Here is a 13,511-nt window from a genome sequence, read left to right on the forward strand (position 1 = left end):
GCGCCATGCTTTGGCAACTGACCCAGATGTTGTGGGTCGGTGGCTTGTGGCTGTTACAAGTGGGTCTGTTGCCGGTGCTGGGCCGAATTGGCCTGGCGCCGCTACTGATCGACGAAATAGCAGGCACGCTCAATGCGTTGGTAGTGGGATTCGCTACGGCGTGTTTGATTTTTCAGGCTTTGGTGCTGATTAAGGCCGAGGGCCTTGTCAGTCTATGGCGGGATATACGCGGGCAACTGCTGTTGATGGCACTGTATGCGTGCGCGATGTACTTCGTGGTGCGCTTCGGTTGGCCGGATGCGCTGCGTTGGCAGGCGTTCAGCTATCTTGTTCTGGGCTTTTCCGGGCTGGTGCTGGTGTTGCAGCCGGTGCCGGGATGGAGTGGCAGGGTGCGCGAAGCACACCCTTGACCCTTGCCATCACTTGAAGCGATGGACGTTCGACAGCTGCTTGTTGACGCTGAAGTTCTTGCGGTAGATCAGCGCCATCTTGCCGATGACCTGAACCAGATCCGCTTTGCCGACCTTGCAGAGCTCTGCAATGGACGCCAGGCGCGATTCGCGATCGAGGATGTTGAGCTTGATCTTGATCAGCTCGTGATCCGCCAAAGCGCGTTCGAGTTCGGCTAACACACCTTCAGTCAAGCCATTGTCTGCCACAATCAAAACCGGTTTCAGATGGTGGCCAATGGATTTGTACTGTTTCTTCTGCTCTTGAGTGAGCGGCATAATCTGACCCCTGCGTCTGATCTTGTAAAAAGCGGCGGCCAGTTTACCCGAGCGAGTCCGGGACCGCCCAGTTAATCACGACCCGTTTTAATTCCGAGGTATCCCGTGGCCCGTTCCAAGACAAGCCTTAAGTGGCTGCAAGAACATTTCAACGACCCATTCGTCAAAATGGCACAGAAAGACGGGTACCGTTCCCGCGCCAGCTACAAGCTGCTGGAGATCCAGGAAAAGGACCGTTTGATCCGCCCTGGCATGAGCGTAATCGACCTGGGTGCGGCTCCGGGTGGCTGGTCGCAGGTGACCAGTCGTCTGATTGGCGGGCAGGGCACACTGATCGCTTCTGACATTCTTGAAATGGACAGCATCCCCGACGTCACCTTCATTCAAGGCGACTTTACCGAGGATGCCGTGCTGGCCCAGATCCTCGACGCCGTCGGAAATAAAGAAGTAGACCTTGTGATTTCCGACATGGCCCCCAATATGAGTGGATTGCCGGCCGTTGATATGCCGCGCGCGATGTTCCTGTGCGAACTGGCGCTGGATCTGTCGATGCGGGTGCTCAAGCCCGGTGGTGATTTTTTGATCAAGATTTTCCAGGGCGAAGGTTTCGACGAGTTCCACAAGAGCGTTCGCCAGCAGTTCGAGAAGGTGCAGATGCGCAAGCCGACCTCGTCGCGCGACCGTTCTCGCGAGCAGTACCTGCTGGGTCGCGGTTTCCGCGGTCGCAGTGAGGAATGAGTGAATTTTCGATCGGGGTGATAGGATTTTTGTATTACGCCTTGTCAGAATTAGCGAATATTGTGTAGGAAGTGTTTCACAAAGGGTTACAGACGGCGCCTGCCAAGTTGTAGGTAATGTAGTAAGTTAGGCCGGTGAATATCATGCGAAGCGCGCGCCAGTAGCGGAGCTTGCTTCAGAGGGTAGTTAATTGAACGATATGGCAAAGAATCTGATCCTGTGGTTGATCATCGCGGCTGTCCTGGTGACGGTGATGAACAACTTCTCCAGCCCTAACGAGCCGCAGACCCTCAACTATTCCGACTTCATCCAGCAGGTCAAGGATGGCAAGGTCGAGCGCGTGGCGGTTGATGGCTACGTGATTACCGGCAAGCGCAACGATGGCGACAGCTTCAAGACCATTCGCCCGGCGATCCAGGACAACGGCCTGATCGGCGACCTGGTGGACAACCACGTCGTGGTTGAAGGCAAGCAGCCTGAGCAGCAAAGCATCTGGACCCAACTCCTGGTCGCGAGCTTCCCGATCCTGGTGATCATCGCCGTGTTCATGTTCTTCATGCGGCAGATGCAGGGCGGTGCCGGTGGCAAGGGCGGGCCGATGAGCTTTGGCAAGAGCAAGGCGCGCCTGCTCTCCGAGGATCAGGTGAAAACTACCCTGGCTGACGTTGCCGGTTGCGACGAAGCCAAGGAAGAGGTCGGCGAGCTGGTCGAGTTCCTGCGCGATCCGGGCAAGTTCCAGCGCCTGGGTGGCCGCATTCCTCGCGGTGTGCTGATGGTCGGTCCTCCGGGTACCGGTAAAACCCTGCTGGCCAAGGCTATCGCCGGCGAAGCCAAAGTACCTTTCTTCACCATTTCCGGTTCCGACTTCGTCGAGATGTTCGTCGGTGTGGGCGCCAGCCGTGTTCGCGACATGTTCGAACAGGCCAAGAAACACGCTCCATGCATCATCTTCATCGACGAAATCGATGCGGTCGGTCGCCATCGTGGCGCTGGCATGGGTGGTGGTCACGACGAACGCGAGCAGACGCTCAACCAGTTGCTGGTCGAGATGGACGGCTTCGAAATGAATGATGGCATCATCGTCATTGCCGCAACCAACCGTCCTGACGTGCTGGACCCTGCGTTGCTGCGTCCAGGCCGTTTCGACCGTCAGGTTGTGGTCGGTCTGCCGGACATTCGTGGCCGCGAACAGATTCTCAAGGTTCACATGCGCAAAGTGCCAATGGGTGACGACGTTGCTCCGGCCGTGATCGCTCGTGGTACCCCGGGCTTCTCCGGTGCCGATCTGGCCAACCTGGTGAACGAGGCGTCGCTGTTCGCTGCCCGTGCCGGCAAGCGCATCGTCGAAATGAAAGAATTCGAACTGGCGAAAGACAAGATCATGATGGGCGCCGAGCGCAAGTCCATGGTCATGTCCGAGAAAGAAAAGCAGAACACGGCTTATCACGAAGCGGGCCACGCCATTGTGGGGCGCGTCGTGCCTGAGCATGATCCGGTGTACAAGGTGTCGATCATCCCGCGCGGTCGTGCGTTGGGTGTGACCATGTTCCTGCCGGAAGAGGATCGTTACAGCCTGTCCAAGCGTGCATTGATCAGCCAGATCTGCTCGTTGTATGGCGGTCGTATCGCTGAAGAAATGACCCTGGGCTTCGATGGCGTGACCACCGGTGCTTCCAACGACATCATGCGTGCCAGCCAGATTGCGCGGAACATGGTGACCAAGTGGGGTCTTTCGGAAAAACTCGGTCCGTTGATGTATGCCGAAGAAGAGGGTGAAGTGTTCCTCGGTCGCGGCGGTGGCGGTCAAAATGCAAGCTTCTCCGGTGAGACAGCCAAGCTGATCGACTCCGAAGTGCGTAGCATCATCGATCAGTGCTACGGCACGGCGAAGCAGATTCTCACCGACAACCGTGACAAGCTCGATGCCATGGCTGATGCCTTGATGAAGTACGAAACCATCGATGCCGAGCAGATCGACGACATCATGGCGGGTCGTACGCCTCGCGAGCCGCGGGATTGGTCGGGTGGCACGGGTACTTCCGGCACCCCGCCGGTGGTACAGGATGAGCGTCCGGAAACACCGATCGGCGGTCCTGCTGCTGACGTATAAGGTTTGAAATGACTTCTGTTCAGTCCTCGACCCGGTTGCCTTGCGGCAACCGGGTTCTTGATTTGGCCCAGACGCATGTCATGGGTATCCTCAATGTCACTCCAGATTCGTTCTCCGATGGTGGCCAATACAGCCAGCTCGACGCGGCCATGCGTCACGCCGAAGCCATGGTGGCGGCCGGCGCGACGCTGATCGATGTCGGTGGCGAATCCACGCGTCCTGGTGCCAGGGCGGTGTCGCCGCTGGAGGAGCTGGAGCGCGTAGCGCCGATTGTCGAGCGCATTGCTCGCGAGCTGGACGTCATCATCTCGGTCGACACCTCGACGCCAGCCGTCATGCGTGAAACGGCGCGTCTGGGTGCCGGGTTGATCAATGACGTGCGTTCGTTGCGTCGCGATGGTGCGCTGGATGCGGCGGCGGCCACTGGTCTGCCGGTTTGTCTGATGCATATGCTGGGCGAGCCAGGCGATATGCAGGACAATCCGCAGTATCAGAACGTTACAAGGGAAGTCGGTGAGTTTCTCGCCGAGCGCATGGTTCAGTGTTCGTTGGTGGGTATTCCAGCGGAGCGGATCATTCTTGACCCCGGCTTTGGTTTCGCCAAGACCTTGCAGCACAACCTGAGCTTGTTCAAACATATGGAAGCCCTGCATGCCCTGGGGCGCCCCCTGTTGGTCGGGGTTTCGCGAAAGAGCATGATTGGCCAGGCATTGAATCGTCCGGTGGGAGACCGGCTGTATGGCGGTTTGGCGCTCGCGGCGCTGGCTTCGGCGAAAGGTGCGCGTATATTGCGCGTCCATGATGTAGCCGAAACAGTGGATGTGGTGCGGATGATCGCCGCAGTGGAATCAGCCGAATAAGAATGATGGAGCACTTATGAGCAAAAAATATTTTGGCACCGATGGTATTCGTGGGCGTGTCGGCGAGTACCCGATTACTCCTGATTTCATGCTCAAGCTCGGCTGGGCTGCCGGCATGGCGTTCCGCAAGATGGGCGCCTGCAAGGTATTGGTAGGCAAGGACACCCGGATTTCCGGCTACATGTTCGAGTCTGCACTTGAGGCGGGGCTCACTTCCGCGGGTGCCGATGTGATGCTCCTGGGTCCAATGCCGACCCCGGCGATTGCCTACCTGACGCGCACCTTTCATGCCGAGGCCGGCATCGTGATCAGTGCGTCGCACAATCCCCATGATGACAATGGCATCAAGTTCTTCTCCGGCAAAGGCACCAAGCTTCCGGATGAGGTTGAGCTGATGATCGAAGAATTGCTCGATACGCCAATGACCGTGGTGGAGTCGAGCAAGATCGGCAAGGTATCGCGAATCAACGACGCTTCGGGACGCTATATCGAATTCTGCAAGAGCAGTGTGCCCACCGGCACCAGCTTCACCGGCATGAAGATCGTGATCGATTGCGCTCACGGTGCGACTTATAAAGTGGCGCCGAGTGTGTTCCGTGAGCTGGGCGCGGAAGTCGTCGTGCTGTCGGCGCAGCCGAACGGGTTGAACATCAACGACAATTGCGGTTCGACTCACATGGGGCCGCTGCAGGCTGCCGTTGTGGCTGAGCATGCCGATCTGGGCATCGCCTTCGATGGTGACGGCGATCGTGTTCAGATGGTCGACCACACGGGTGCGGTGGTCGATGGCGACGAGTTGCTGTTCATCATTGCCCGTGACCTGCATGAGCGCGACAAGCTGCAGGGCGGCGTCGTTGGAACCCTGATGAGTAACCTGGGGCTGGAGCTGGCCCTGGCTGATCTCGGTGTTCCCTTCGTGCGTGCCAATGTCGGTGACCGCTATGTGATTGCCGAATTGCTGGAGCGCAACTGGATCGTGGGCGGTGAAAACTCCGGACACGTTGTGTGCTTCAGTCACACCACCACCGGTGATGCAATCATTGCTGCGCTGCAGGTGCTGATGGGGCTGCGCGCGCGGGATGAAAGTCTGGCGCAGGCTCGTCAGGCGCTGCGCAAGTGCCCTCAGGTGCTGATCAATGTGCGTTTCGGCGGTGGTGCAAATCCCCTGGAGCATCCATCGGTCAAGGAAGCCAGCGCACGTGTGACCAAGGCCATGGCAGGTCGGGGGCGTGTGCTTTTGCGCAAGTCCGGAACCGAGCCGCTGGTGCGTGTGATGGTCGAAGGTGAAGACGAAACCCTGGTTCGCGGCTATGCCGAAGAGCTGGCAAAACTGGTTACTGAAGTTTCTGCCTGAATTCGGCTTGCCAGCCTTGATTGTGTTGGGTAACATCTGCGCCCACTTTGACCGACGAGGTACAGCATGCGTCGCCCTATGGTAGCTGGTAACTGGAAGATGCACGGTACCCGCGCCAGCGTCGCTGAGCTGATCAACGGCCTTCGTGACTTGGCCTTGCCGAGCGATGTTGATGTCGCGGTATTCCCGCCTTTTTTGCATATCAATCAAGTGATTGATGGCTTGAAAGGAAAGTCGATTTCGGTCGGTGCGCAGAATTCTGCGGTGGAGTCCGGGCAAGGTGCGTTGACCGGTGAAGTAGCACCGAGTCAGTTGGTGGATGCAGGTTGTTCCCTGGTGCTTGTCGGGCACTCCGAACGCCGCCAGATCATGGGCGAGCAGGACGGAATGCTGATCCGCAAGTTCGCAGCGGCACAGGCATGTGGCTTGATTCCGGTGTTGTGCATAGGGGAAACCCTTGAGCAGCGTGAAGCCGGAAAGACTCTTGAGGTTGTCTCGCGTCAGCTGGGCAGTATCATTGAGGAGCTGGGTGTCGGTGCCTTTGCCAAGGCAGTGATCGCTTACGAGCCGGTCTGGGCCATTGGCACCGGGCTGACTGCAACGCCGCAACAGGCGCAGGATGTGCACGCAGCCATTCGCGCCCAGTTGGCGGCAGAGAATTCTGAAGTCGCACAAGGTGTGCGGCTTCTATACGGCGGCAGCGTGAAGGCGGCCAATGCGGTCGAACTGTTCGGCATGCCGGATATCGATGGGGGCCTCATTGGTGGGGCTTCCCTGAATGCAGATGAGTTCGGTGCGATTTGTCGCGCCGCGGGAAACTGAAAAAATGCTGGAAACAGTCGTAGTCGTTTTTCATCTGCTGGGTGCATTGGGCGTAGTAGCTCTGGTTTTGCTGCAGCAGGGTAAAGGTGCGGACGCTGGCGCGTCTTTCGGAGCAGGTGCTTCAAATACTGTGTTCGGAAGCCAAGGTTCCTCTACCTTTCTTAGTAAGTTTACTGCTATACTTGCCGCAGGTTTCTTCATAACCAGCTTGGGGTTAGGTTACTTTGCTAAAGAGAAGGCTCACCAGCTGACTCAAGTAGGTCTCCCAAATCCAGCGGTTCTGGAAGTTCCAAAGCAACAACCGGCTTCTGATGATGTCCCGGTGCTTCAAGAGCAAAAGTCGGCTACTCCAGCGACTGACGTACCTCCAGCTCAAGAGCAGAAGTAAGAAGGGTTTCAAACGTAGTATTGCCGAGGTGGTGGAATTGGTAGACACGCAACCTTGAGGTGGTTGTGCCCATAGGGTGTAGGGGTTCGAGTCCCCTTCTCGGTACCAATTAGTCAGGAGAGCCCGCTGTTGCGGGCTTTCTTGCAGGTGGAAGGTTACATTGACCCTGTAGGGGATCGGTCGTATACTTCCGCCCCAGCTTTGTCGCGGGGTGGAGCAGTCTGGTAGCTCGTCGGGCTCATAACCCGAAGGTCGTCGGTTCAAATCCGGCCCCCGCAACCAGTTTAAGGAGCCCCTTTTAAGGGGCTTTTTGTTAGCTGGACACTTTCTACGCCGCTGTTCGACGGCGTTTCAAGGATGGGCGTTTCGCCCATTTTTTTATTTTGCATAGCATGCACATACATGCACTAGGGGGTTCAGGTGTCGAGCAAGCTAGAAGAGTTGCAGGCCTTGCTGGCCCCGGTGGTCGTGGCCCTAGGCTATGAATGCTGGGGTATCGAGTTTTCGGCTCAGGGTCGTCACTCGATGTTGCGCGTTTATATCGATAAAGAAGGCGGCGTGCTGGTGGACGATTGTGCCATCGTCAGCCGTCAGATCAGCGGTGTGCTGGATGTTGAAGATCCGATCTCCGTTGAATACACCCTTGAAGTTTCCTCGCCTGGCATGGAACGCCCTCTGTTCACTCTTGAGCAGTTTGCAAAATTTGCCGGTGAACAAGTGAAGATCAAGCTGCGCTCGCCTTTTGAAGGACGACGCAACTTTCAGGGCCTTCTGCGCGGCGTAGAAGAGCAGGATGTCGTGGTGCAGGTAGAAGACCATGAGTTCCTGTTGCCGATCGATATGATCGACAAGGCCAACATTATTCCCAGTTTTGACTGAGGCGTGCCAGATACTGCGGATCCCGCGGATCCAATGGCTTGCGAAAGGCGAGGCGTACGATGAGCAAAGAAGTACTGCTGGTTGTTGAGTCGGTATCCAACGAAAAGGGTGTACCGGCAAACGTGATTTTTGAAGCGCTGGAGCTGGCCCTGGCCACTGCGACCAAAAAGCGTTTCGAAGACGAAGTTGATCTGCGTGTGGAAATCAACCGCCACACGGGTGCCTACGAGACTTTCCGTCGCTGGACGGTCGTCGAAGAGGCAGACCTGGACGATCCGGCCATCGAAACCTGGCCGAGCAAGGTTGCCGAAACGCATCCTGGCGCCAAGGTCGGTGACGTTGTCGAAGAGAAAATCGAGTCCATCGAATTCGGCCGCATTGCTGCACAGACTGCCAAGCAAGTCATCGTGCAGAAAGTTCGCGAAGCCGAGCGCGCTCAGGTTGTTGACGCTTATCGCGAGCGCCTGGGTGAAATCATCTCCGGCACCGTGAAAAAAGTCACCCGCGACAACGTGATCGTTGATCTGGGCAACAACGCTGAAGCGTTGCTGGCCCGTGAGGACATCATTTCTCGCGAAACTTTCCGGGTTGGCGTGCGTCTGCGTGCGTTGCTCAAGGAAATCCGCACCGAGAACCGCGGCCCGCAGCTGATCCTGTCGCGTACCGCGCCGGAAATGCTGATCGAGTTGTTCCGCATCGAAGTGCCGGAAATTGCCGAAGGCCTGATCGAAGTGATGGCTGCGTCCCGTGATCCGGGATCCCGCGCCAAGATCGCCGTCCGCTCCAAGGACAAACGCATCGACCCGCAAGGCGCTTGCATCGGTATGCGCGGTTCGCGCGTCCAGGCAGTGTCGGGTGAGTTGGGTGGTGAGCGTGTTGACATCGTTCTGTGGGACGACAACCCGGCTCAGTTCGTGATCAACGCCATGTCCCCGGCCGAGGTTGCGGCAATTATCGTTGACGAAGATGCCCACGCAATGGACATCGCCGTTGGCGCAGACAATCTGGCTCAGGCCATTGGTCGTGGTGGTCAGAACGTGCGTCTGGCCAGCCAGTTGACTGGCTGGACCCTGAACGTGATGACCGAATCGGACATCCAGGCTAAGCAGCAAGCAGAAACCGGCGACATCCTGCGCAACTTCATCGACGAGCTGGAAGTCGACGAAGAGCTGGCTCAGGTGCTGGTAGATGAAGGCTTCACCAGCCTGGAAGAGATTGCCTACGTACCGCTGGAAGAAATGCTCAACATCGACGGCTTTGACGAGGAAATCGTCAACGAGCTTCGTGCTCGTGCCAAGGATCGCTTGTTGACCAAAGCCATCGCTACTGAGGAAAAGCTGGCAGACGCCCATCCGGCCGAAGACCTGCTCTCGCTTGAGGGTATGGACAAGGATTTGGCGATGGAACTGGCGGTGCGCGGCGTAGTTACCCGCGAAGACCTGGCCGAGCAGTCTATTGACGACCTGCTCGACATCGACGGCATTGACGATGATCGTGCCGGCAAGTTGATCATGGCCGCCCGAGCCCACTGGTTCGAGTAATTAGGCGCGGCCTGAGGAGAGAAGTGCATGACGCAAGTCACGGTGAAACAACTGGCCGATGAGGTCAAAACACCGGTAGAGCGCCTGTTGCAGCAGATGCGTGAGGCAGGTCTGCCGCACACCGCCGCCGAAGAAAGTGTGACTGACAGTGAGAAGCAATCGTTGCTGACTCACTTGAAAAGCAGCCACAAGGCGAAAGTGGAAGAACCACGCAAGATTACGCTGCAGCGTAAAACCACCAGCACCCTGCGGGTTGCCGGCAGCAAAAGCATCAGCGTTGAAGTACGCAAGAAGAAAGTCTTCGTACAGCGCAGCCCGGAAGAAATCGAAGCCGAGCGCAAGCGTGAACTGGATGAACGTCGCGCAGTAGAAAATGCTGCACGTCAGAAGGCTGAAGAAGAAGCCAAGCGTCGCGCCGAAGAAGAAGCGCGTCGCCAGCCTGCTGCTGCGCCGACCGCTCCAGCCGAACCTGTTGCAGCGCCTGCTGTGGTCGCCGAGCCAGTGCGTGAAAGCGCACCGGTTGTGGCCGCTGCTCCGGCACCTGCGGCAGACACTCGCAAGCGCGACGAACAGCGTCGTCCGGACAAACCACGTGCCGACGACAACAATCGTCGCGGTGGTGGCGATGGCGAGCGCAAAAACGCTCCGCATCGTGCTTCGGTCAAGGAAAAGGCGCCAGCGCCACGCGTTGCCCCACGTACTACCGACGAAGAAAGCGATGGCTTCCGTCGTGGTGGTCGCGGCAAGGCCAAGCTGAAGAAGCGCAACGCCCACGGTTTCCAGAGCCCGACCGGCCCTGTCGTGCGCGAAGTGAAGATCGGCGAGACCATCACTGTGGGCGATCTGGCCCAGCAGATGTCGGTCAAGGCTGCTGAAATCATCAAGTTCATGTTCAAACTGGGTACTCCAGCGACCATCAACCAGGTACTGGATCAGGAAACTGCCCAGCTGGTAGCTGAAGAGCTGGGCCACAAAGTGACCCTGGTCAGCGACACCGCCCTGGAAGATTCCCTGGCCGAGTCCCTGAAGTTTGAAGGCGAGGCAGTTTCCCGTGCGCCGGTCGTGACCGTAATGGGCCACGTTGACCACGGTAAGACTTCCCTGCTCGACTACATCCGTCGTGCCAAGGTTGCTGCTGGCGAAGCCGGTGGTATTACCCAGCACATCGGTGCGTACCACGTTGAAACCGACCGTGGCATGGTGACGTTCCTCGACACCCCTGGTCACGCCGCGTTTACCGCGATGCGTGCCCGTGGTGCCAAGGCGACCGACATCGTGATCCTGGTGGTTGCAGCGGACGACGGCGTAATGCCGCAAACCATCGAAGCTGTTCAGCACGCTCAGGCTGCTGGCGTTCCGCTGGTTGTCGCTGTGAACAAGATCGACAAGCCAGGTGCTGACCTCGATCGCATCCGTAGCGAACTGTCGGTACACGGCGTGACCTCGGAAGAGTGGGGTGGCGATACTCCGTTCGTACCGGTTTCGGCGAAGATGGGTACCGGTGTAGATGAACTGCTCGAAGCCGTTCTGCTGCAAGCCGAAGTCCTGGAACTGACTGCAACCCCATCGGCTCCTGGCCGTGGTGTCGTGGTTGAATCCCGCCTGGACAAGGGCCGTGGCCCGGTGGCTACGGTGCTGGTTCAAGACGGTACCCTGCGTCAGGGCGACATGGTCCTGGTCGGTTCGAACTATGGCCGCGTGCGTGCCATGCTCGACGAGAACGGCAAGCCAATCAAGGAAGCCGGTCCGGCCATCCCTGTCGAGATCCTCGGCCTGGACGGTACCCCGGACGCTGGCGACGAGATGAGCGTGGTTGCCGACGAGAAGAAAGCCCGTGAAGTGGCTCTGTTCCGTCAAGGCAAGTTCCGCGAAGTCAAACTGGCTCGCGCTCACGCCGGCAAGCTGGAAAACATCTTCGAAAGCATGGGTCAGGAAGAGAAGAAGACGCTCAACATCGTCCTCAAATCCGACGTCCGTGGTTCGCTGGAAGCGTTGAACGGCGCCTTGAACGGCCTGGGTAACGACGAAGTGCAAGTGCGTGTGGTCGGTGGCGGCGTCGGTGGTATCACCGAATCCGATGCCAACCTGGCACTGGCCTCCAACGCTGTACTGTTCGGCTTCAACGTGCGTGCCGATGCCGGCGCGCGCAAGATCGTCGAGCAGGAAGGTCTGGATATGCGTTACTACAACGTGATCTACGACATCATCGAAGACGTCAAGAAAGCCTTGACCGGTATGCTCGGCAGCGATGTTCGCGAGAACATCCTGGGCATCGCCGAAGTGCGTGACGTGTTCCGTTCGCCGAAGTTTGGCGCGATCGCCGGTTGCATGGTTATCGAAGGTGTTGTGCACCGTAACCGTCCAATCCGTGTACTGCGTGAAGACATCGTTATCTTCGAAGGCGAGCTGGAATCCCTGCGCCGCTTCAAGGATGACGCTTCCGAAGTACGTGCCGGCATGGAATGCGGTATCGGCGTGAAGAGCTACAACGACGTCAAGGTCGGTGACAAGATCGAAGTCTTCGAGAAGGTGCAGGTTGCTCGCAGCCTCTAATTCGCGCACTTCAGGAGCCGTGACGGGTAGCCGCATGCAAATGCGCAATTCGTCACCAGGACTCTAAACGCAACGCCCGGTCTGGCTTTTGTCAGGCCGGGCGTTTGCCGCTTTCAGACCTTGCGGGTTTCACCGTGGGGCAGTTACAGGTAACAAGACATGGCAAAAGAATACAGCCGTACCCAACGTATCGGCGATCAGATGCAGCGTGAGCTGGCACAACTGATCCGTCGTGAAGTCAAAGACCCGCGCGTCGGCCTGGTCACCATCACCGCAGTGGAAGTCAGCCGTGACGTCGGTCACGCCAAGATCTTCATCACCGTGATGGGGCAGGACAGCGCCGAAGAAATCGCACAAAGCATCAAGGTGCTGAACTCCGCCGCCGGTTTCCTGCGCATGCAGCTGGCTCGCGAGATGAAGCTGCGCAGCGTTCCACAGCTGCACTTCCACTACGACGAAAGCGTCGTGCGTGGTGCGCATCTGTCGGCATTGATCGAGCGCGCAGTGGCTGAAGACAATCAGCATCCGGTTGCGGCAGAAGCCGAAGACACCAAGGAGTAATCGGTGGCTCAGGTCAAACGTATCCGTCGCAACGTCAGCGGCATTATCCTTCTCGACAAGCCGCTGGGGTTCACCTCCAACGCGGCCTTGCAGAAGGTTCGCTGGTTGCTCAACGCCGAAAAGGCAGGTCATACCGGCAGTCTCGATCCCTTGGCTTCCGGCGTGTTGCCGCTGTGCTTCGGCGAGGCCACCAAGTTCTCGCAATACCTGCTCGATTCCGACAAGGGTTACGAAACTCTGGCGCAACTGGGCAAGACCACCACCACGGCGGATGCCGAAGGTGAAGTTTTGCAGGAACGCCCGGTGACCGTTGGTCGCTCCGATATCGAGGCTGTACTGCCGAAATTTCGTGGGCAAATCAGTCAGATACCGCCGATGTACTCGGCGCTCAAGCGTGATGGCCAGCCGCTGTACAAGCTGGCTCGTGCAGGCGAAGTAGTGGAGCGCGAACCGCGTTCTGTTACTATTACGCGCTTGGAATTGCTGGCCTTCGAAGGAGATACTGCGCGGCTGGCGGTGGATTGCAGCAAAGGCACCTATATCCGTACCCTGGTAGAGGATATCGGTGAGCAACTCGGTTGTGGCGCTTACGTTGCGGAACTGCGACGTACCCAGGCCGGGCCATTCACCCTGGCGCAGACGGTTACTCTCGAAGAGCTGGAAGCGGTACATGCCGAAGGCGGCAACGAAGCGGTCGATCGCTTCCTGATGCCATCGGACAGCGGCCTGCTGGATTGGCCACTGTTGCAGTTCTCGGAAGCGAGTGCGTTCTACTGGCTCAACGGCCAGCCGGTACGTGCCCCGGATGCTCCGAAGTTCGGCATGGTGCGGGTACAGGATCACAATGGTCGCTTCATCGGTATCGGTGAAGTGAGCGAAGACGGGCGCATCGCGCCGCGTCGACTGATTCGGTCAGAATGACCGAACGAGGGTGGCTGTTAACAGGCACGGTCACTACTCATTTTTAGATACAGGGA

Annotated in this window: 13 protein-coding genes and 2 tRNA genes; 14 read left to right on the top strand and 1 reads right to left on the bottom strand. The window is 58.1% G+C overall.

What is annotated here, in order from left to right; all coding sequences use genetic code 11:
- Positions 1-5: 5 nt before the first annotated feature.
- A complete protein-coding gene (locus ACEN83_RS03160; protein WP_407800888.1) occupies positions 6-410 on the top strand; it encodes an MFS transporter in 405 nt (134 codons plus the stop codon).
- A 9-nt stretch (positions 411-419) separates the two neighbouring features.
- Here the strand turns inward: ACEN83_RS03160 and ACEN83_RS03165 are convergent, their stop codons facing one another.
- Positions 420-728, bottom strand: coding sequence for a YhbY family RNA-binding protein (locus ACEN83_RS03165; RefSeq protein WP_007942889.1), 309 nt, complete (start codon positions 726-728; stop codon positions 420-422).
- A 105-nt stretch (positions 729-833) separates the two neighbouring features.
- Here ACEN83_RS03165 and rlmE point away from each other — a divergent pair, with 105 nt between their 5' ends.
- From rlmE to truB, 13 genes are all read left to right on the top strand, one after another.
- A complete protein-coding gene (gene rlmE, locus ACEN83_RS03170; protein WP_495579490.1) occupies positions 834-1,466 on the top strand; it encodes a 23S rRNA (uridine(2552)-2'-O)-methyltransferase RlmE in 633 nt (210 codons plus the stop codon).
- A 199-nt stretch (positions 1,467-1,665) separates the two neighbouring features.
- Entirely contained in the window at positions 1,666-3,576 is a 1,911-nt protein-coding gene (gene ftsH / locus ACEN83_RS03175) for an ATP-dependent zinc metalloprotease FtsH (protein WP_033047686.1), read from the top strand.
- A gap of 8 nt (positions 3,577-3,584) precedes the next feature.
- Complete coding sequence (gene folP / locus ACEN83_RS03180; RefSeq protein WP_102698876.1) at positions 3,585-4,436, top strand: dihydropteroate synthase; 852 nt, start codon at positions 3,585-3,587, stop codon at positions 4,434-4,436.
- A gap of 16 nt (positions 4,437-4,452) precedes the next feature.
- The gene (glmM, locus tag ACEN83_RS03185; protein ID WP_495579491.1) at positions 4,453-5,790 is read left to right on the top strand and encodes a phosphoglucosamine mutase; all 1,338 of its coding nucleotides are present in this window, start codon (positions 4,453-4,455) and stop codon (positions 5,788-5,790) included.
- 66 nt (positions 5,791-5,856) lie between these two features.
- Entirely contained in the window at positions 5,857-6,612 is a 756-nt protein-coding gene (gene tpiA, locus ACEN83_RS03190; protein ID WP_007988681.1) for a triose-phosphate isomerase, read from the top strand.
- Positions 6,613-6,616: 4 nt separating this feature from the next.
- Positions 6,617-7,000: a preprotein translocase subunit SecG gene (gene secG / locus ACEN83_RS03195; protein ID WP_017336473.1), complete on the top strand. Its 384-nt coding sequence runs from the start codon at positions 6,617-6,619 to the stop codon at positions 6,998-7,000.
- A 22-nt stretch (positions 7,001-7,022) separates the two neighbouring features.
- Positions 7,023-7,108: transfer RNA gene (locus ACEN83_RS03200), tRNA-Leu, on the top strand.
- Positions 7,109-7,205: 97 nt separating this feature from the next.
- Positions 7,206-7,282: transfer RNA gene (locus tag ACEN83_RS03205), tRNA-Met, on the top strand.
- Between the two features lie 138 nt (positions 7,283-7,420).
- Complete coding sequence (gene rimP, locus ACEN83_RS03210; RefSeq protein WP_007973115.1) at positions 7,421-7,879, top strand: ribosome maturation factor RimP; 459 nt, start codon at positions 7,421-7,423, stop codon at positions 7,877-7,879.
- Between the two features lie 59 nt (positions 7,880-7,938).
- Positions 7,939-9,420 (top strand): transcription termination factor NusA, encoded by a 1,482-nt coding sequence (gene nusA / locus ACEN83_RS03215; RefSeq protein ID WP_007973112.1) that lies wholly within the window; start codon positions 7,939-7,941, stop codon positions 9,418-9,420.
- A 27-nt stretch (positions 9,421-9,447) separates the two neighbouring features.
- Complete coding sequence (gene infB / locus ACEN83_RS03220; RefSeq protein ID WP_007973110.1) at positions 9,448-11,973, top strand: translation initiation factor IF-2; 2,526 nt, start codon at positions 9,448-9,450, stop codon at positions 11,971-11,973.
- 159 nt (positions 11,974-12,132) lie between these two features.
- Positions 12,133-12,534 (top strand): 30S ribosome-binding factor RbfA, encoded by a 402-nt coding sequence (rbfA, locus tag ACEN83_RS03225; RefSeq protein WP_007973108.1) that lies wholly within the window; start codon positions 12,133-12,135, stop codon positions 12,532-12,534.
- 3 nt (positions 12,535-12,537) lie between these two features.
- The gene (truB, locus tag ACEN83_RS03230) at positions 12,538-13,455 is read left to right on the top strand and encodes a tRNA pseudouridine(55) synthase TruB (protein ID WP_007973105.1); all 918 of its coding nucleotides are present in this window, start codon (positions 12,538-12,540) and stop codon (positions 13,453-13,455) included.
- The last annotated feature ends 56 nt before the right edge of the window (positions 13,456-13,511 follow it).

This window comes from Pseudomonas sp. Pseusp49 (assembly GCF_059491875.1).

Coding starts and splice junctions, on each gene's coding strand:
- folP (WP_102698876.1), top strand. CDS start 3,585: ATGACTTCTGTTCAGTCCTCGACCCGGTTGCCTTGCGGCAACCGGGTT.
- ACEN83_RS03165 (WP_007942889.1), bottom strand. CDS start 728: ATGCCGCTCACTCAAGAGCAGAAGAAACAGTACAAATCCATTGGCCAC.
- infB (WP_007973110.1), top strand. CDS start 9,448: ATGACGCAAGTCACGGTGAAACAACTGGCCGATGAGGTCAAAACACCG.
- nusA (WP_007973112.1), top strand. CDS start 7,939: ATGAGCAAAGAAGTACTGCTGGTTGTTGAGTCGGTATCCAACGAAAAG.
- ftsH (WP_033047686.1), top strand. CDS start 1,666: ATGGCAAAGAATCTGATCCTGTGGTTGATCATCGCGGCTGTCCTGGTG.
- tpiA (WP_007988681.1), top strand. CDS start 5,857: ATGCGTCGCCCTATGGTAGCTGGTAACTGGAAGATGCACGGTACCCGC.
- ACEN83_RS03160 (WP_407800888.1), top strand. CDS start 6: ATGCTTTGGCAACTGACCCAGATGTTGTGGGTCGGTGGCTTGTGGCTG.
- secG (WP_017336473.1), top strand. CDS start 6,617: ATGCTGGAAACAGTCGTAGTCGTTTTTCATCTGCTGGGTGCATTGGGC.
- glmM (WP_495579491.1), top strand. CDS start 4,453: ATGAGCAAAAAATATTTTGGCACCGATGGTATTCGTGGGCGTGTCGGC.
- rbfA (WP_007973108.1), top strand. CDS start 12,133: ATGGCAAAAGAATACAGCCGTACCCAACGTATCGGCGATCAGATGCAG.